This window comes from Desulfoplanes sp. (assembly GCF_054921335.1).
Map to the genome: position 1 here is coordinate 1 of NZ_JBUDSQ010000057.1, position 17,831 is coordinate 17,831.

Below are 17,831 nucleotides of genomic sequence, written 5' to 3' on the forward strand. Positions count from 1 at the left end.
GATTCCCGCCCCCGGCACCATCGACTTATCTTGAAAAGTCCCGGTTTGTCCAAAATTGATTACATATCAAGGACATCGGGGCTTTTTTTGTGCTCGTTTGTCAGGGCTGCGCATTGCCAACGAAAAGGTTCGGGGGCAACGTGCACCCGGATCGTGCGTGGCCGTGGGGGCTATCTGGGTGTCCGTATCGACTCCGGATACGCGGGGCTTGAGCGAACCGTGCGGGGGGATTATGGACTCTTTTGTCCGGCTTGGTATCTCTTGGGTGCGGTGGAATGGGGTCGGTATTGGCCGGCCGGATGCCGGCCCTCGGCTCAGTGGTGGTCGGTTTTTCTTTTTTGGGGTGTATGCAACGGTATTTGGGGTGCAAGCGTGATCTGTTTCGAGCCTGATAGTTTTCCATCGACCCCCGGTGTCTACCTGATGAAGGATGCCACCGGGAGGATCATCTATGTGGGGAAGGCAAAGAATCTCAAAAAACGCGTGGCCTCCTACTTCCGTCCTAAAGATCAGCTTCCATTGAAGACCCAGGCCCAGATGGGCAGGGTCGAAGCCATCGAGACCTTGCAGACGCAGACGGAAAAGGAGGCCCTGCTGCTCGAGGCCAGCCTGATCAAGAAACACCGGCCCCGGTATAATATTGTTCTCCGGGATGATAAACAATACCTGCTCTTCAAACTGGACAAACGGTCCGACTACCCGCGTTTGACCATCACTCGAAAAATGGTCCGGGACGGGTCCGTGTACTTTGGCCCATTCACCTCGGCTCTTTCCGCAAGGCAGACACTCAAGGCGATCAACCGGGTCTTCGCGCTCCGGAAATGTAACGACCATGTTTTCAAAAACCGGATACGCCCCTGTCTGCAGTACGACATCGGCCGGTGCCTCGGGCCCTGCGTCCATGAGGTTACCAGGGAAGAATACGGAGGTATGGTCAGGCAGGTGGAGCTTTTTTTGTCCGGCAAATCAAAGGAGCTCTTGAACGGTCTGCGCACAAGTATGCACAAGGCCTCGGACGCACTGGCATTTGAGAGGGCCGCGCAATTGAGGGATCAGATCCGGGCTATCGAAAAGACGGTCGAACCCCAGGCTGCGGTGCTGCCGACACACAGAAATCTCGATGTCTTTGCTCTTGTGGAGAGCGAGCACGGTCTGGCCATATCCGTGGTTTTTGTCCGGGGCGGCAAGGTCGTGGACGGTAGTCAGTTTTACTGGAAAAATATAAAGGTGGAAGAGACTGACCGGGAAACACTGGTGGTTTCCTTCTTGGGCCAGTTCTACGGACCGGAAAAGTCTGTTCCCGAAAGGGTCGTCGTTCCCTTTGCCGTTGACGACCCTGCGTTGGAGGAAGCCCTCTCGGATTTTAGAGAGGGCTCGGTACGGGTTTCCAAGGCATGGGGGGGTGCCGAACGGCGGCTCGTGGCCATGGCCAGGGCTAACGGCAAAGAATTTTTGCGCAGAAAACAGAAGGAAAAGAAAACCCTGGGGCTGGCCAAACCCCTACACCTGCCAGAAGAACCCTCACGGATCGAATGCATCGATGGCTCCCATCTGGCGGGGCAGGGGATGCTGGTCGGCATGGTTGTTTTTGAACACGGTGTTCCCAAAAAGAGCGGGTATCGGATCTACGGTTTTCCCGAACTCGAGGGGGCGGCAGATGACTACAGGGCGCTGGCCGGTTTTCTCGCTCGAAGGCTTGGGGCCGGTCCCCCCTGGCCCGATCTTTTGCTGGTCGACGGGGGTAAAGGGCAGCTACGGGTCTTGGAACGTGTTTTAGAAGAGCACGGCAAAAAAGGTCTTTTTCCCATCGCTTCCATCGCCAAGGGGGAAACGCGCAGGGCGGGAGAGCTCGAAGACCGTATTTTTTTGCCGGGCCGCAAGAATCCCCTTCCCCTCAAGCCGGGGAGTCCGGAACTTCTTTATTTGCAGACCATACGGGACAACGCCCATCGGTTTGTTATCTCCAGGCAGCGCCGATCCAGAAAAAAGAGGACTCTTGATTCTTCGCTGGAATCGATGCCCGGGATCGGTCCCAAGTTGGCCCGGCTCCTGTGGGAGCGTTTCGGTTCTGTGGACGCCATGCAATGTGCGGATGTTGATACTCTCCAGGCGATCAATGGAATTGGGAAGAAAAAGGCCGTCATGATTTTTCAAGCTCTCAAAAATCTGAACGCCGGGGGGGGCGGGGAGGGATGAATGCTTGGGATATTCTCGTTGGGCGGACAGCGATTGGTTGCGTTTTTTCCGTCCCCGGCTTTGGGCGCCATCCCTTTGGGCCGGGGCGGCTATAGTGGGCGAATTTTGCGTCTTATTGCTGTGGGTGGGAAGCTCAGGGTTTTATATATATTTGAAATAAAAATATATATTTTTCTAGGAATCATTTTTGCTTAATAGTATGCAGGGTAGTTATCAAGGCTTATTTCGATTCCACTTATCACATACAGTGCCTGCACGGTTTGTAAGAATGACCAAGGCGCGGGCCAGGAGGTTAGAACCATGAAAATCGCTATCAGCGCACAGCAGAACAGTTTGACAAGCCCTATTGATCCCCGTTTTGGCCGGGCCCAGGGATTTATCATCTATGACACGGACACCAACACCCACCAGTGGCTGGACAACCAGAACATGGATCTCGCCCAGAGTGCCGGGATCCAGACCGCCCAGATGGTCGTCCAGGCCGGGGCCCAAGCCGTGGTCACCGGCCAAGTGGGACCCAAGGCCCAGGCTGCACTGGGGCAGGGAAATATCAGAATCGTCAGCACAGGGGCCCCCACCGTCCAACAGGCTATAGACGAATTCACGAGCGGCACGGCCCCGGCACCCAACCAGGGACAGAACATGCAGCAGACAGGCCGTGGTATGGGCCAGGGCGGCGGCATGGGCTCGGGAATGGGTCGGGGCATGGGCCGCGGGATGGGCGGCGGACGTTGCGGCATGGGCCGGGGCGCCGGAGGCATGGGGCCTGGCGGTGGTCAGGGCAGAGGTAGGAACCGATAGGGTGGAGGGGGCGATCTGGGCTCTGAGGTCAGAGTTTACAAGAAAACGTCATCCCCGGCGTGATCCGGGATTTTTATGGATCGGGCCATTTCTCTGACTTTTTTGCCGTCTCCATGTCGCTTAAGATTCCGGCCTGCGCTGTGCATGACGTGAGACCACAGACCGCGGGCAAGTCACTCGCACAAAAGATATACGCACGACAAAAAGAGGCCTGAATCCGGGACAACATCCCGGATTCAGGCCTCTTCGCTTATCGGTTCACCAGCCAGTCAGCTCACCAGCTAACGAGCTGACCAGCTCAAACTAATGGTCACAGATATTCTGACCCGTCTTCAGTATGCCGTTCATGAAGGCCGTGGCCAGTTCTTCAGGAGAACCACCCTGGGCACCGACGAGTACCTTGACCCCGGCATCGGTGAACAAACTCTGGGCCCTGGCTCCCATGCCCCCGGTGATGACCAGATCGGCTCCCTGGTCGGCGACCCACTTGGGCAGAACCCCCGGCTCGTGGGGCGGGGGATTGAGGAATTCGGTCCCGAGAACCGTCTTGGTATTTTCGTCAACGCTGACCATGGCAAATTGTTCGCAGTGGCCAAAATGCATGCACAGAAGACCGTTGGCGACAGGTACGGCGATTTTCATGGTAGATGCTTCTCCTTCGGATGTGGCAGGGGCCTTGGGTTGTTCCGTTTCCGGTTTTTCAGTGCCGTCCTGAAGGCTGCCGGCCATGGCCAGAATGGGTTTGACGATGCGTCCCATGGCCTTTGCGGCTTCGCTTTCATGGTGGATTTTGATGTAGGCGAATCCCTCGTCACCGGCACGTACGACTTCGGGATCGATAGGGATGCTCCCGAGGAAATTGACGTCCATCTCTTGGGCCAGATCTTTACCACCGCCGGCAGGGAAGATGTCCACGACTTCGCCGCATTTGGGGCAGACAAAACCGCCCATATTCTCGACCATGCCGAGGATCGGATTGCCCAGCTGGTGACAGAATGTCACGGAACGGCGGACATCGTCGACAGCCACACCCTGGGGGGTGGTCACGATGACGGCCTGGGCGTCCTGTCCCAGGAGCTGCATGGCGGACATGGGCTCGTCACCGGTTCCCGGAGGGCAGTCCACGACCAGAAAATCCAGGTCGCCCCAGGCAACGTCCTCGATGAACTGTTTGATCAGACTCATCTTGATCGGACCACGCCAGATGACCGCGTCCTTTTCACTGGGGATCATGAAGCCGAGGGACATGACCCAGAGGTTGGGGCTCCATTGGACCGGCTCCATGTAATCCTTTTCGATATGGGGCTTTTCGCCCTTGAGGCTCAGCAGGCGGGGGACACTCGGGCCATGGACGTCCACGTCGAGAAGGCCGACCCGTTTGCCGGCCAAAGACAGGGCCACGGCAATATTTGTGGCCACGGTGCTCTTGCCCACGCCTCCCTTACCCGAGAGAACCACGAGTTTATGTTGTATTCGGCTGAGCGCTTTTTGCAGTTTTTCGTCCTTGTTCCCGCAATTTTCACAGCTTCCGCTGGCGCAGGATGAACATTGTTCAGACATTGGTGCCTCCCGTAAAGACAACTATGGTTGATGTGCTAGATATCGACAGGCCGTTTCTTCCAACACGGCGGATACCTCAATCGCTGGTCGTTTTGGCATGTTCCAGAATGGTTTCCCACATGGGGGGGAAGAGACTGCCGATCCCGTCGGGATCGTATTCGACTATGCTCTTGCCCAGGACCTGTGCCTCGGTGAATCTGGCGTCGTAGGGCAAGGTGCCTAGTAGTGGAATCTTTTTGCTCTGGCAATATGCTTTCATTTTGTCCACCAGCCCGGGGTTGATGTCTGCCTTGTTCACCAGGACCATGGCCGGAATTTTGAAATGGGTGGTCAGCTGATGGACCCGCTCCATGTCATGGACGGCGGAAACCGTGGGTTCTGCGACAATGACCGCAAGCCCTGCATTGCTGAGTGATGCGATGACCGGACAGCCGATCCCGGGAGAACCGTCCACGAGGACGGTGTCGATGCCGAGCTCTACCGCCTTGTCATGGGCCTGGGTTCTTACAAGGGCAACGAGTTTGCCGGAGTTTTCCTCGCCGATACCGAGTTCCGCGTGGACCATGCTCCCATGGCGTGTGTTTGACTGGTACCATTCCCCGCAGAGCCGGGGGTACATCCGGGCGGCTCCTTCCGGGCAGACATGTTCGCACACCCCACATCCCTCGCAATGTTCCTGCATGACCTGAAAATCGTCGGAAATGGCGTGGAACCGACAATGTTCCTGACAGATCCCGCACCCTATGCAGGTGTCCGGATCAATCTGTGCCAGTTCGCCGCTCCAGAACTCGTGGGTTTTTTCTATGTCCGGATCGAGTATGAGATGGAGGTCGGCCGCATCCACATCGCAGTCCGCAAGCACTTTTTGGGGTCCGCAGCTGGCAAGGGCGGAGACCGCGCTGGTTTTACCCGTTCCCCCTTTGCCGCTTATGACGACGATTTCTTTCATGACTGTTCTCCCTCCTTCATGAGCCGGGTGACATTGTCCCAGAGTCCTTCATAGCATCCGCGGAAGTTTGCAAAGGCATCGATGAGCAACTCACCGTTCGAATAGGCGGTCGCGGCTTCCTGGGTATGGGGAATGGAGGCGAGGACCGGAATGGATTCCTCTCCGAGATATTTTTCCACACAGTCGTTCCCCATGCCGGCCCTATTGATGGCCACTCCAAAGGGATAGCCGAGTTTGCGCATGAGTCCCACGGCAAGGCGTAGATCATTGAGTCCGAATGGGGTGGGCTCAGTGACCAGAATGACGAAATCGGCCCCCTGCAGGGATTCGATGACCGGGCAGGAGGTTCCCGGGGGGCAGTCGAGGAGCTGGATGTCCTCATACGAGGCATCTTCCTTGACACGGCTGATGAGTGGCGGGGCCATGGCCTCTCCGATGCGTAGCAGTCCGCCGTAGAAGTCGATTCCCCGTCCCTGGCCGTGGCGCAATGTACCCACCTCCCGGACCGTGTCGGAGATGGCGTCGGCCGGGCAGACCAGGTTGCACAGTCCGCAGCTGTGACAGAGTTCCGGAAAGACCATGATCGAATTGACCATCCAGATCATGGCCTTGAATTTACAGGCCGTGGCGCATTTTTGGCAGGATTCTCCGATACATTTTTCATCGTCGATTTTGGGAACGGGAACGTATTCGGTTTTTTCGTCCTGCCACTTGGTGGCAAGGAAAAAATGGGAATTGGGTTCCTCGACATCGCAATCGACCAGGGTCACCTTTTGACCCATATCTCGTAACAAAGCGGCAAGATTGACGGAAATGGTTGTCTTACCCGTTCCGCCCTTGCCGCTGGCAATGGCGATTTTCATGCTGACTCCTAGAATTTTCGGGTCATGGGGGCCCCGCAATGGGGGCATGTGATGGCTTCACAGGGCTTTCCCTTCTGGTGGGGAGACGATGTTTGGCATTGTCTGCAAAAGCACAGGGAGCCGGGTTCGTAGGTCTTGGGATTGAACTCGGGGGGCCTTTTGATGGCTCTTGGTTCTTCGTTGGAAGGATACTGGGTGGCTGACTCGTTCATGATGGGGGTTCCTCAAGGGGAGGATCAGAAAGATGATAATGGTTGGTGGAGAAGAGAGCTGTCCTGTATGTGGCAGCCGGAACACAAAAAAACAGGCCGTGCGGCCTGCACACGGCCTGTTCCATGCTTTTGCCGGCGCAATATCTATGACAGATGGCAAATAAGACCTGTGGGGAATCAGTCAAGATTTTCCCGCTGTTTCTTGAGTTGTTCGAGTTCCTGGGACAACGCCGCGATCCGGTCATCAATGGCGGCCCCGTTCGTTGTTGCGTCCATGGGCTGCATGGGAGCGCCATAGCCACCCCAGGCAAACCGTCCCTGTCCCATGCCCCAGCCGCGTCCGAAGCCTCCGCCCCGGCCAAAGCGTGGGCGCATGCCGTACCCCGCACCCGGACAGCGGCCAAAACCGCCGCCGGTCATGGAGCCCTGTCCTCGTGGTCCTGTTCCGTCAAATCCTGGCATGATCCATTCCTCCTTGTTGCGTTGTGGTCGTTCCCCTGGTGGCCTCACAAGTGGAGCATCGAGTGCGATGACACCGTAAGGGGACCAGGAAAAAGATCGTTGCCAAAAAAAATCTAAGGGTGGAACCCTTTATATGCATCGTCGGCAGATTCCGGTGAGCGGGGCTACCAATGTCCCGGTTTATTGGCGTCTGCCGTTGGGGCGAGTTTTCCGGACGTGTATGCCTCGACAGCCTCGGAAACGGTCCCGTCGGTGAAAAGATACATGGTGATATTTCCCTGCTTGAGGGCGGAAAAGGCCTTGGGGCCGATGTTGCCGGTGATGACGGCCTGGGCCCCGGTCTTGGCCACGTTCTGGGCCGTCTGGATCCCCGCGCCCTGGGGAATGTTCAGATTTTGGTCGTTGGAAACGTATTCCGATGTTTCTGTCTCCAGATCATAGACCAGAAATCCCTTGGCGCGGCCAAATCTGGGATCAATCCTGCTGTCCAGGGTATCTCCCTGGGAACTGATAGCGATTTTCATTCTTCATCCTTGTTTGAGATTGGAGTGTTTGTTCGTCCGTGGAAGATTGTGCTGCCGCGCGTGGCCGAACCTGCGGCCACGGCCCTGTCCCCGGCCTCCACGGCATTGTCCCTTGCATCCGGGCATGGCCAGTTCTTCGAGGTCATTGTTCTGCCAGGCGGTGAGGACCGTATCGATTTGTCCGCAGATCCAGGGAATGACCTCGACATCGGTACTGGTGATCAGGCGCAGGGTGCAGCCGGAAATACCCCCGCAAATGAGGGTATTCACCCCGCAGGACACGATAGAAGAGACCTTGGAAGGGAGGTCGCCAAACGGGAGGGAAATGTGTCCTGCGGGGCAAATATGTTCATCTTCAACATCATAGAGACGGAATTCAGAGGCGTTGTCGAAAACGACTGCCAAGCGGGTTCCATAACAGGCCAAACAAAGACGCATGGGAGGATCCGGATTTGATGGTTGAAGAGATGTGGCACTAAACGTCGTACATTTATCCCTGACTTTAGCATCAAAGGTGCCAGGTTTGTATATTCAAATATTTTAGATATTTACTTTTTAGAGAAATTTTGTCGGGCGAAAAACAATCCCTCTCGAGAAGGGATATGGCTTAAAATTAGCCCGTTTGTGCGGCAACAATCGGGGTAGCTAACCCCCGGGAAATAGGATAGACAACCCAGCGTCTGTAGAACCGAACAATGTTGTATCCTGAGTGCGACCATAGGGACCGTCTGGTCGAGGAGGAATATCCATGCCCTTGCGACACCCTGCCGAGAGGATCAAAATTTATGTCGGAGAAAACGACATGCACCGGGGGACACCGGTGTACGAACGGCTTTTGAAGATTGCCCGGGACATGGATATGCCCGGCGCAACGGTAACACGGGCCGTTGCCGGATTCGGTGTCCGCGGTGTCCGGACGAACAGGATTCTGCGGATCTCGGAGAACATGCCCCTGGTCGTGGAGATGGTCGCCAACAGCGAATATATCGGTCCGTTTTTGGAGGCTATCGAGTCCGTGATCGCCGAGGGATTGATAACCCGTGAACCCGTGGAGGTGGTTGTCTACCGCCACAGGTCCCTGAATGATCAACCAGCAACCACAATAATATAACGAGTGGATCATGATTACTATTGGAACCCCGTTGTCGTCCACGGCCACTAAGGTCCTTCTGCTTGGTTCCGGAGAGTTGGGCAAGGAAGTGGTCATCGAACTACAGCGGCTCGGCGTCGAGGTCATTGCCGCCGACCGTTACGAAAATGGCCCGGCCATGCAGGTGGCCCATCGTTCGTATACCCTGTCCATGCTCGATGGAAAACGACTGAGGGAAATTGTCGAGCGGGAAAGGCCTGACTACATTGTGCCCGAGATAGAGGCCATTGCTACGGACACCCTGCAGGAACTCGAAGACGAGGGGTTCACGGTCATCCCCACTGCACGGGCCACACGTTTGACCATGAACCGTGAAGGGATCAGGCGGTTGGCTGCCGAGGAGTTGGGTATCAAGACCTCCCCGTACCGGTTCGCGGCCACCCGTGATGGGTTTCTTCTGGCGGTCGAAGACGTCGGCATTCCCTGCGTTGTCAAGCCGATCATGAGTTCCTCCGGACACGGCCAATCGGCCATACGGAGCGGGAACCAAATAGACGCTGCCTGGGAACTGTCCCAGAGCGAGGGGCGGACCGGGGCGGGGAAGGTCATTGTCGAAGGGTTCGTTGATTTTGATTACGAAATCACCCTGCTCACTGTCCGCCATGCCGGAGGGACCTCCTTTTGTCGGCCCATTGGCCATAGACAGGAAAATGGGGACTACCAAGAGTCCTGGCAGCCCCAACCCATGTCACGCCGGGCGCAAAAAGAGGCCGAACGGATCGCCGAGGCCGTGACCACCGCTCTGGGGGGCTACGGTATTTTCGGGGTGGAACTGTTCATACAGGGGGACGAGGTCTTTTTCAGCGAGGTCTCGCCCCGGCCCCACGACACCGGTATGGTGACCATGATTTCTCAGGATCTCTCGGAGTTCGCCCTGCATGCACGGGCCATACTCGGTCTGCCCGTTCCCACGATCGCCTTCCATGGACCGTCGGCCTCGAACGTCATCCTCGTCCATGGAACCTCGGACGCCACCACCTATGGGGACCTGGACAAGGCCTTGGAGGAAGCAGATACCCAAATCCGTCTTTTTGGGAAACCGGAGGTCAAGGGACACCGGCGAATGGGTGTGGCCCTTGCCCGTGACGCATCCGTAGAGGATGCCCGGGCAAAGGCCCAGCGTGTTTCCAAGGCCGTAACCACTCTATTGTAGGAACAACGAATATGACCAATGAATATATGGGGCCGTGCTCCGCATTTTCCCGGGACGCCTGGAAGAGTTCCGCAAAGGGTATTCGAACCGGGGTTCATCCCCGTTTATTCTGTCTGCGCTGCTATGGGCCGCTCAAGACCGTCAGGGAATGACGGCGTGTGTTTTTGCATTGCACGGCGTGCGGTGCCCAGTACCAATTGGACCAGTTTGGACGGATGATCGGGGACGATATGGAAGATTATCTCGGTGATGTGCCGTGTGACAGGTTGTAACCGATGCGACTCCGGACCGTTGTCGGGTAGCCGTCTACATTGCATGGGCAAAGAGGGAATCCCCTTTTTGTCCATTGTTATTTGCTCCATGGACACGTAATGATCACCGTGGGTATGAACAATTCCGTCCGTTTCCGAAAACCGTCAATAACCTCCGGTTAAAATTACCACAACAACGATCCGCATAAGATATGTAGCGGGCAATCCGGAGTGCCCGTTTTGTCGAGCCCGGAGGCCTGAGACAACAAACAACGCGGCATCTACCGGGATATGCTGAAAAACCGTTCACGCGAGGAGGAGGTTTTGGACGAACAGCTCGAACAGCTCCAGACCCAGCTGGCCTATCAGGACAGGACCATAGAGAAACTCAACCAGGCCCTGATTGCCCAGCAGTGCCAGATTGACGAGATGGAACGCCAGATACGTTTTTTGGCCGAAAAATTGCGGGATGTGCGTGTCGTGGAACAGAGCAATGGGCCCGAACCACCGCCCCCCCATTATTGAACAGGGGGATCTTGTCACCCATAACCTTCCCAACGGTGTGTCCATGGAACCCATCACAACATCCATTTTTGAACTTTTCAAAATCGGTCCTGGTCCCTCGAGTTCGCATACCATCGGGCCCATGAAGGCCGGGTTCGATTTTATCTCCACTGTCCGCAAGCTGTCTGCAGATATCCTTTCCGGGGCGGGATCCATCGAAGTGCGCCTTTACGGGAGTCTGAGTGCCACGGGGCGGGGGCACGGCACCGATCGGGCGGTACTGGCCGGCCTTCTGGGACAGAATCCCAAGACCTGTTCCTCGGAATTCATGGACGGGTTGAGCAGGGAAGCCACCGATGGATACCGGGTCGTTCTCGGGGAGAACACTCTCGTCCTCACCTGGAAGGATATCGTCTTTGATGCCTTTGAAAGGGATTTCGCCTTTAGTAATACCTTGATTATCCGCTTGCTTGGCAAGGACGGATCCGTCTTGTTTGCAAGGGAATATTATTCCATCGGGGGCGGATTTATCCAATGGCAGGGACAGATCGAGGAAGAGCGGGGCGGGCCGGTGTATCCCTATTCGACCATGGAGGAGCTCAAGAAGATCCTCCGCTCGGAACATCTCCGCCTCCATGAGGTCATCCTGGCCAATGAAAAGGCCATTACCGGCGCCTCTGGAGAGGAGATCATGGCCGGGCTCGACCACATCGTCACGACCATGGAAGAGGCCGTGGATACGGGGATCGGCTCGGAGGGGATCCTTCCCGGTCCCATTGGATTGCACCGCAAGGCCCCGGTTCTGTACAAACGGGCCTGTAAGATGACCCACTCGACGGATCATCTCATGGTTGTTTTGAGCGCCTATGCCTTTGGGGCTTCCGAGGAGAACGCGGCCGGTCACAGGATCGTCACCGCACCCACGGCCGGTTCCTGCGGGGTCGTGCCCGCGGCCATCTATATTCTCAAGAACCACAGAAATATTTCCACCCATGCCCTGCACGAGGGACTCATGGCCGCGGCCGCGGTTGGATTCCTGGCCAAGAACAACGCCTCCATCGCCGGAGCGGACGTCGGCTGCCAGGGAGAGATCGGAGTGGCCTCGGCCATGGCCGCTTCCTGCCTGGCCTATGCCCAGGGATACCGTTTTCAGGTGACGGAAAACGCCGCAGAAATCGCTTTGGAACACCATCTCGGGCTGACCTGCGATCCTGTGCTCGGCTATGTGCAGATCCCGTGTATCGAGCGCAATGCCATGGGGGCGCTCAAGGCCTATACCGCCTTTCTGATCGCCTCGGCCGAGATCCCGGGCAACCACAAGGTTGATTTGGATCAGGTCATTCGGGCCATGGCCGAAACAGGTCGGGACATGTCCAAAAAATACAAGGAAACATCCATGGGCGGCTTGGCTTTGAGCGTGGTGGAGTGTTAGGAGCGTTAATCGGAGACGGGAGCCCCCATCCCATAACCATCACAACCAACGGGCACTATCTTGAACGCACCACATTGTAGGGGAAAGGGGCGCATCCTCTTTCCCCTGTTCGCCTTGACCGGTATCTTCTGGATCAATTTTTTTTCCAGGATCATTCTCAGTCCGCTGATCGTCCCGGTCCAGCGGACTTTTTCCCTGTCCATCTCCCAGGCGGGGTGGTTGTTTCTGGCCACATCTGCAGGGTATAGCGTGGCCCTTTTCTGTTCGGGGTTCGTCTCTTCACGGTTGACCCACCACAAGACGGTGGTGCTCTCGCTGCTCATTCTTGGGACGGCCCTGGGCATGACCGGGCTGTCTACCTGTTTTGCCTGGATGCTGGCGGGACTTTTTCTCATCGGGATAGGCGGGGGGCTCTATCTGGGTTCGGGCGCGGCCAGTATCACCGAAGTGGTTCCGGTAAAACATTGGGCAAAGGCCTTTGCCCTGCACGAAACCGCTCCGAGCGTGGCCTTTCTTGCTGCCCCCCTCGTGGCCGAGACGGTGTTTCTTTTCGGAACCTGGAGGACGGTTTTTTTCCTTCTTGCCGGGGTATGTTTTCTGGTGGGGTGTGTATACCGTATCTTTGGGCGGGCAGGAAAATTTTCCGGGCAATCCCCAAGCCTTGGGAACATCATGAGCATCGTCAAAAAGCCCGCCTTCTGGATTTTGACCGTGGGATTCGGGTTGTCCATCTCCATGGAGATCGGGGTGTACAATCTGCTCCCACTCTATCTGGTGAATGATTTTTCCTTTGCCCGGGAGGACGCAAATATTCTTCTTTCCATGAGCCGGGTGCTCGGCCTGGTCATGCTTGTCGGTGCCGGATGGCTCACGGACCGTCTGGGGGTTAGAACCGGATTGATCATCTTTGTCGGCTGCGCGGGGCTCTCGACCATCGCCCTTGGCTGGGGACCGGTCTGGTGGGTCACGACCATGCTCTTTATCCAGCCGGTATTCGTGGTCTGTTTTTTCCCGGCCGGTTTCGCGGCCCTATCGACCATCGCCCCCCACAAGATGAACGATCTGGCTGTTTCCCTGTGTGTGACCATTGGGGGGATCGCCGGCAGTGGGATAATGCCCCTCTGGTTGGCCCACGTGGCCGATCATGTCGGATTTTCCTATGCCTTTACCCTGTTGGGGGGGACCATGGTCCTGTGTCTGCCTTTTTTCTATCGGCTCCGGATCGACAAAAAATGAGCACTGCCAACCAACCGGAGAGATGTGCCTGCAAAAAAGAGATTTTTGCAGGCAGGGGTAAGGTTGAAGTTGAAAGTTTTGGGTAAAATCAGGTTGTTATAAAAGATGCTTTTGAGCTTGAACCCCGGTCTTCGACTTTTTGCAGGAGCCTCCGGAGAGACGGAACTATCCCCAATGATCGATGGGCCGGAGTGCTGTGCGGTAAAATCTGCTTGGCTGAGCTGTCGATCGTTCTACCGGCCTCTCCTCCACAAACCTTCCCTATGCCCCAGAGGGATCAGCGCATGAGCAGCAGACTCAGGGCCATGACCGCCATGCCCGCAATCAACCCGAGCAGACTGTCGTGGCCCTTTCCGTAGGCCCGGCTGGTGGGCAACAGTTCGTCCAGGCTTATATAGACCATGATTCCGGCCACCCCAGCGAACAGGCATCCCATAACCTGGGGCGGTATGACACTCCCTTCCACAAAAAGCCTCAATCCCAGATATGCGATGCCCGCCCCAATGGGCTCCGCCAGACCGCTGAGCATGGAATAGGCAAAGGCCTTTTTTCTGTTTCCGGTGGCGTAAAAAATGGGGACGGAGACACTGATCCCTTCGGGGATATTGTGCAGGGCAATGGCGAGGGCAATGGCCACACCCAGGGCCGGGTCTTGCAGAGCGGCCAGGAAGGTGGCCAATCCCTCGGGAAAGTTATGGATACCGATAGCCAGAGCCGTGAAAAGTCCCATGCGCATGAGTCCGGTTTGCCCTGTGTGCATACGGGGCACGGATCCGGTACCATTACCATCCTGGCGGGCAATGGTCTCGGAGTCCGGCAAGGGAGCTGAGGGATCGTGCAACGGGGCCGTTTCGGCCTCACTATGGACCTCGTGGGGATTTTCTGCTTGGGGAACAAGGGCGTCGATCAAGCCGATGAGAAGGATACCGGCAAAGAAGGAACCGGCATTGGCCCAGTGGCCCCACGTTTCCCCATAAGCCAGAACCAGGGCATCGATGCCCTTGGCAAATATTTCGACAAAGGAAACATAGAGCATGACCCCGGCAGAAAATCCCGTGGCCACGGAGAGGAATCGGTAATTGGTCCGTTTGGCTGTAAAGGCTATGGCACTGCCGATACCGGTGGCCAGGCCGGCGAAGAGGGTGAGTCCGAATGCGGTCCACACTGCATCCATGGTGCTATCCTCCTGACAGGGGGGTGGGGGTGAGGAATGGTTGGGGGGACACCAAACCATAAACCAGGGTCTTGGAGGGTGTTTTTTACGAAAATCTGTGTCAGCGTCGGTGCAAGGTCCTTGCTGTAAACAGGTTACGAGCGGCCCGGCAATGGATTTTTTTGTCGACCCGTACAGGGATTATTTTGCTGAACAAATTTTTTTTTACTTGTCATACATTTTTTTTTGAGCGATGTTCCGCCCCGTATTGGTTACTGGCGTGTCGTTTTTTTTGATACAGGAAGCAATGGACCGGATTTTATGAACAGGCTGCTCTTCCGAAGGAATCTCATAATCCCCTGTCCCATAAAGGGATTGGAGGAAAGCCCTGCCCGCCTCTCTCCCCGGAAAAAAATGGAATATGCTCGGGCGATCGGCAGAGCCGTTCCTGATCTGATGTTTATATTGGACGCTCAGGGCAGATGCTGTGGGTGCTGGGGGCCGGAAGAGGAATTAGTCGTGTCCAGGGACCGGATTGTTGGACAAAATATCGCCACGTTCCTTCCCCCGGACATGGTCGGACCCCTCCTCAAGGTGATCGCAAGGGCGATTGCAAGTGGATCGACGGTCCGCTATGAGTATTGTCTTGACATAGAAGGGGTCACCCAGCATTTCTCGGCCAAGATCGTCCGGATCAGTGACTCACAGGTCCTGTCCATCGCCAGGAATGTGACCAATATCCAGCGTGTCCAAAACGAGCTGGAGTCCTATAGGAACCAGCTCGAAGAGCTTGTCGATGTCAGGACAAAGGCCCTGAATATCGCTATGGAAAACCTGAAGTCGCTGCAGAAATCGACCATCGACGCCCATCTGGAGGTTATCCACCGCCTGGCCTCGGCGGCGGAATTCAAGGACAAGGAGACCGGCAACCATATCATCCGTATGGCCGAATATGCCGGTTTGCTCGGGAGGTTGTGCGGATTTTCCGAGGAAAAGATCGACCTTCTTCGACAGGCCAGCCCGTTGCACGACATCGGTAAGATCGGTATTCCGGATTCCATCCTCACCAAACCGGGCAGACTCGACGAGAAGGAGTGGGAGGAGATGAAACGGCATACGATCTACGGGGCCGAGATATTGAGCGCCTCTTCCTCGGACCATCTCAATGCCGGCCATCTGATCGCCCTGACCCACCACGAAAGATGGGACGGGTCCGGATATCCCCAGGGACTCTCCGGCGAACGGATCCCCCTCATGGGACGGATCTGTGCCGTGAGTGACGTTTTCGATGCCCTGACCTCCGAGCGTCCCTACAAAAGGGCCTATTCCAATACCGAGGCCCTGGAGATCATGCAGGCGGGACGTGGGTCCCATTTTGATCCCAACCTGATTGATCTGTTTATCGCCCATTTTGACGATTTCAAGGCCATCCAATTGTTGTGCAGCGGTGAGGGGCAGGGGATGACGGACAAGCATCCTGAAAATGTGAAGGAAAAGGAATGAAAGAAATCGAGAACCAATCCATCAAACCCAAGGCCGAGATATTCAAGGCCCTGGGGCATCCGGCCAGATTGCTCATGGTCGAGGAATTGTCCCGGGGGAATAGGTGTGTGTGCGAGTTGCAACGGTTGGTTGGATCGGATATTTCGACCGTATCAAAGCACCTTCGTATTCTGCGCAAGTTGGGGATTGTCAGAACCCACCGGAATAGGACCCAGGTTATCTATGAACTGCGGCTGCAGTGTCTGGGGACCTTTATGCAATGTGTGGAGAATTTCCTCGACAACCGTTTCGATCATGAAATCCGGCCAAAAGATCATCCATCCGCTGCTGACTGAAATTTTCTTGGTGCCGAGAGATTTTCTGCCCATCCTCCCGTTTTTCCATCTAATCCAATGCCTGTGGTATCGTTTCGATAATCTCCAGCACCTGAGTGGCCGGGGTGGGCCGACATAACTGCCCGGCCCGGCGGTTGGTCATGGCTGCTTGTTTAGACGCTTGGTCCATGGAGAGTCCCGCCTCGATCAGTGCCGCGCAGATGCCGGTCAGGGTATCGCCGGTCCCCCCCATGGCCTCCATGGCCTCGGCCGAGGGGGTGTCCACCTGCCAATGGATTCCCTGGGCCGTGGCGAACATGTCCGTACTCCCCTTGACCAGAAGGTGGCCGGCAGCGTTGTCGTGTCCGTAGGCCCGTTTGATGAGATTCTGGGGGTCGGAATTGTTGTGCAGGATGAATCCCCGGGTGTAGAAGGGGTGGGGCGCTGTTTCGTCGGCCAGAAAGGCGAGTTCGCCCATGTCCGGGGTAAACAGATCGTAGGACGGGGCAAATCCGCTCATCTTGGCCGCGTACATAAAACCCGCGTCTGCGATGAGTTTGGGCCGGGGGGTGCAGCGTTCGTCAATGGCCATGAGGACCCGGTTGTGCCAGTCCACGTCGGGCTGGAGGTAGTGGAAGACCAGGGTGGTCGGGCCGGTCTCGTGGATGTGTTCGGCAAGATGGGCATAGAGTTTCCTGCTCCCGTGACCGAGCCCTTCGTCGCCCACCAGAAAGGCATGGGGCATGGGGTGTCCGAGAGCGAGGGCGGTTTGCACGGCGGCTCCGATCAGGGCGGGGGTTCCCCGGCTGATGGGAAAATGGTGCCCGTCCACGATGATCTGGTCATCTTTTCGTTCTGCAGGGCCGCAAACAATGGGAAAGCCGGGATCGGGGACGGTTCCGATTATGACAAGCATTGGCGTGAGAGCTCCTCATAGGCGAGTTGGAGGGCATAGCCGCACAGGGTGTGCCCGGTTTCGCGGGGAGCAATGGCCTCATCGAGCTTCTGACCGGTGAGCCGTTCAGCCAGATAGGGAACGTCAGGGCATCCGCCGCCGGAAATATTGACGATGGTCAGATTTTTTTTGTGTATGGTCATCTTCATGTTGGCGGCCCGGACCATGAGATAGTCGCCGAAATCCTTGGAGTGGAAGAGATCAACCGGGGTGAGCAGGGGGCTGGTTACCGGAACGACATCGGTGGGTGCGACATTTTCGGCCTCCAGAAGACGCAGGATGTTCATCTGTTCGATGAGGGGGAATTCAATGACCAGATCGCATCCCTTCTGGATCTCCGGAGGCGGCCCCATGACCCTGATTTGCCATCCGGCCTCTTTGATGTGTTTTTCGGCCTGAATGACATCGGAGGTGTGGTCGAAAATCATGATCCCCCTGTCCCATTTGGATTCTGGGCCGGGGGATTGTTTTTTGCGGAACAACTTTTTGAAGAACATGGTGGCTCCAACGTGCCGTGTGGGTGGTTTCATTCGTCTGTTCTCTGTCATCTATTCCGTAGGGGCGGATATGGAATCCATAAGGGCGGATATGGAATCCATAAGGGCGGATATGG

At 56.4% G+C, this 17,831-nt stretch carries 21 protein-coding genes; 11 read left to right on the plus strand and 10 right to left on the minus strand.

All coding sequences use genetic code 11. The features are described from left to right. Window positions 1-372 precede the first annotated feature (372 nt). Window positions 373-2,196 (plus strand): excinuclease ABC subunit UvrC, encoded by a 1,824-nt coding sequence (uvrC, locus tag ACY692_RS11130; protein ID WP_462325435.1) that lies wholly within the window; start codon window positions 373-375, stop codon window positions 2,194-2,196. A 300-nt stretch (window positions 2,197-2,496) separates the two neighbouring features. Next, window positions 2,497-2,997: a NifB/NifX family molybdenum-iron cluster-binding protein gene (locus ACY692_RS11135; protein WP_462325436.1), complete on the plus strand. Its 501-nt coding sequence runs from the start codon at window positions 2,497-2,499 to the stop codon at window positions 2,995-2,997. 303 nt (window positions 2,998-3,300) lie between these two features. On the opposite strand, the gene ACY692_RS11140 is transcribed toward ACY692_RS11135, so the two are convergent. The 7 genes from ACY692_RS11140 to ACY692_RS11170 form a co-directional block, all read right to left on the minus strand. Next, entirely contained in the window at window positions 3,301-4,557 is a 1,257-nt protein-coding gene (locus ACY692_RS11140) for an iron-sulfur cluster carrier protein MrpORP (protein ID WP_462325437.1), read from the minus strand. 76 nt (window positions 4,558-4,633) lie between these two features. Next, window positions 4,634-5,506, minus strand: a complete 873-nt coding sequence (locus ACY692_RS11145; protein ID WP_462325438.1) for an ATP-binding protein — start codon at window positions 5,504-5,506, stop codon at window positions 4,634-4,636. Beyond that, the gene (locus ACY692_RS11150) at window positions 5,503-6,369 is read right to left on the minus strand and encodes a nucleotide-binding protein (protein ID WP_462325439.1); all 867 of its coding nucleotides are present in this window, start codon (window positions 6,367-6,369) and stop codon (window positions 5,503-5,505) included. The genes ACY692_RS11145 and ACY692_RS11150 overlap by 4 nt, the downstream gene beginning before the upstream one ends. 8 nt (window positions 6,370-6,377) lie before the next feature. Next, window positions 6,378-6,581, minus strand: coding sequence for a hypothetical protein (locus tag ACY692_RS11155; RefSeq protein WP_462325440.1), 204 nt, complete (start codon window positions 6,579-6,581; stop codon window positions 6,378-6,380). 177 nt (window positions 6,582-6,758) lie between these two features. Continuing rightward, on the minus strand, window positions 6,759-7,043 hold the full coding sequence (locus ACY692_RS11160) for a DUF5320 domain-containing protein (protein ID WP_462325441.1): 285 nt from the start codon (window positions 7,041-7,043) through the stop codon (window positions 6,759-6,761). A gap of 164 nt (window positions 7,044-7,207) precedes the next feature. Next, entirely contained in the window at window positions 7,208-7,567 is a 360-nt protein-coding gene (locus ACY692_RS11165) for a NifB/NifX family molybdenum-iron cluster-binding protein (RefSeq protein WP_462325442.1), read from the minus strand. Window positions 7,568-7,570: 3 nt separating this feature from the next. Further along, window positions 7,571-8,005 carry a NifB/NifX family molybdenum-iron cluster-binding protein gene (locus tag ACY692_RS11170; RefSeq protein ID WP_462325443.1) on the minus strand — a complete coding sequence of 145 codons (435 nt, stop codon included), beginning with the start codon at window positions 8,003-8,005 and terminating at the stop codon, window positions 7,571-7,573. A gap of 310 nt (window positions 8,006-8,315) precedes the next feature. Here ACY692_RS11170 and ACY692_RS11175 point away from each other — a divergent pair, with 310 nt between their 5' ends. The 7 genes from ACY692_RS11175 (at window position 8,316) to ACY692_RS11205 (ending at window position 13,293) form a co-directional block, all read left to right on the plus strand. Next, entirely contained in the window at window positions 8,316-8,678 is a 363-nt protein-coding gene (locus ACY692_RS11175; RefSeq protein WP_462325444.1) for a DUF190 domain-containing protein, read from the plus strand. A gap of 10 nt (window positions 8,679-8,688) precedes the next feature. Further along, complete coding sequence (gene purT / locus ACY692_RS11180; protein ID WP_462325445.1) at window positions 8,689-9,870, plus strand: formate-dependent phosphoribosylglycinamide formyltransferase; 1,182 nt, start codon at window positions 8,689-8,691, stop codon at window positions 9,868-9,870. Window positions 9,871-9,881: 11 nt separating this feature from the next. Continuing rightward, window positions 9,882-10,022, plus strand: coding sequence for a hypothetical protein (locus ACY692_RS11185; RefSeq protein WP_462325446.1), 141 nt, complete (start codon window positions 9,882-9,884; stop codon window positions 10,020-10,022). Window positions 10,023-10,028: 6 nt separating this feature from the next. Beyond that, window positions 10,029-10,142, plus strand: coding sequence for a dual CXXC motif small (seleno)protein (locus tag ACY692_RS11190; protein WP_462325447.1), 114 nt, complete (start codon window positions 10,029-10,031; stop codon window positions 10,140-10,142). Between the two features lie 303 nt (window positions 10,143-10,445). Next, window positions 10,446-10,646 (plus strand): SlyX family protein, encoded by a 201-nt coding sequence (locus ACY692_RS11195; RefSeq protein ID WP_462325448.1) that lies wholly within the window; start codon window positions 10,446-10,448, stop codon window positions 10,644-10,646. A 43-nt stretch (window positions 10,647-10,689) separates the two neighbouring features. Next, window positions 10,690-12,057, plus strand: a complete 1,368-nt coding sequence (locus ACY692_RS11200) for an L-serine ammonia-lyase (protein WP_462325455.1) — start codon at window positions 10,690-10,692, stop codon at window positions 12,055-12,057. A 60-nt stretch (window positions 12,058-12,117) separates the two neighbouring features. Beyond that, the gene (locus ACY692_RS11205; protein ID WP_462325449.1) at window positions 12,118-13,293 is read left to right on the plus strand and encodes an MFS transporter; all 1,176 of its coding nucleotides are present in this window, start codon (window positions 12,118-12,120) and stop codon (window positions 13,291-13,293) included. A 277-nt stretch (window positions 13,294-13,570) separates the two neighbouring features. Here ACY692_RS11205 and zupT read toward each other — a convergent pair whose 3' ends face one another. Continuing rightward, complete coding sequence (zupT, locus tag ACY692_RS11210; protein WP_462325450.1) at window positions 13,571-14,467, minus strand: zinc transporter ZupT; 897 nt, start codon at window positions 14,465-14,467, stop codon at window positions 13,571-13,573. Window positions 14,468-14,965: 498 nt separating this feature from the next. Between zupT and ACY692_RS11215 the strand changes: the two genes are divergently transcribed. Beyond that, a complete protein-coding gene (locus ACY692_RS11215; protein ID WP_462325451.1) occupies window positions 14,966-15,949 on the plus strand; it encodes an HD-GYP domain-containing protein in 984 nt (327 codons plus the stop codon). Continuing rightward, window positions 15,946-16,284 carry an ArsR/SmtB family transcription factor gene (locus tag ACY692_RS11220; RefSeq protein ID WP_462325452.1) on the plus strand — a complete coding sequence of 113 codons (339 nt, stop codon included), beginning with the start codon at window positions 15,946-15,948 and terminating at the stop codon, window positions 16,282-16,284. The genes ACY692_RS11215 and ACY692_RS11220 overlap by 4 nt, the downstream gene beginning before the upstream one ends. A gap of 49 nt (window positions 16,285-16,333) precedes the next feature. Here ACY692_RS11220 and ACY692_RS11225 read toward each other — a convergent pair whose 3' ends face one another. Both ACY692_RS11225 and ACY692_RS11230 read right to left on the minus strand, forming a co-directional pair. Beyond that, the gene (locus ACY692_RS11225; RefSeq protein WP_462325453.1) at window positions 16,334-17,179 is read right to left on the minus strand and encodes an NAD(P)H-hydrate dehydratase; all 846 of its coding nucleotides are present in this window, start codon (window positions 17,177-17,179) and stop codon (window positions 16,334-16,336) included. After that, window positions 17,167-17,715 carry a DUF3343 domain-containing protein gene (locus ACY692_RS11230; RefSeq protein WP_462325454.1) on the minus strand — a complete coding sequence of 183 codons (549 nt, stop codon included), beginning with the start codon at window positions 17,713-17,715 and terminating at the stop codon, window positions 17,167-17,169. Before ACY692_RS11230 ends, ACY692_RS11225 begins: the two co-directional genes overlap by 13 nt. Between the last annotated feature and the right edge of the window lie 116 nt (window positions 17,716-17,831).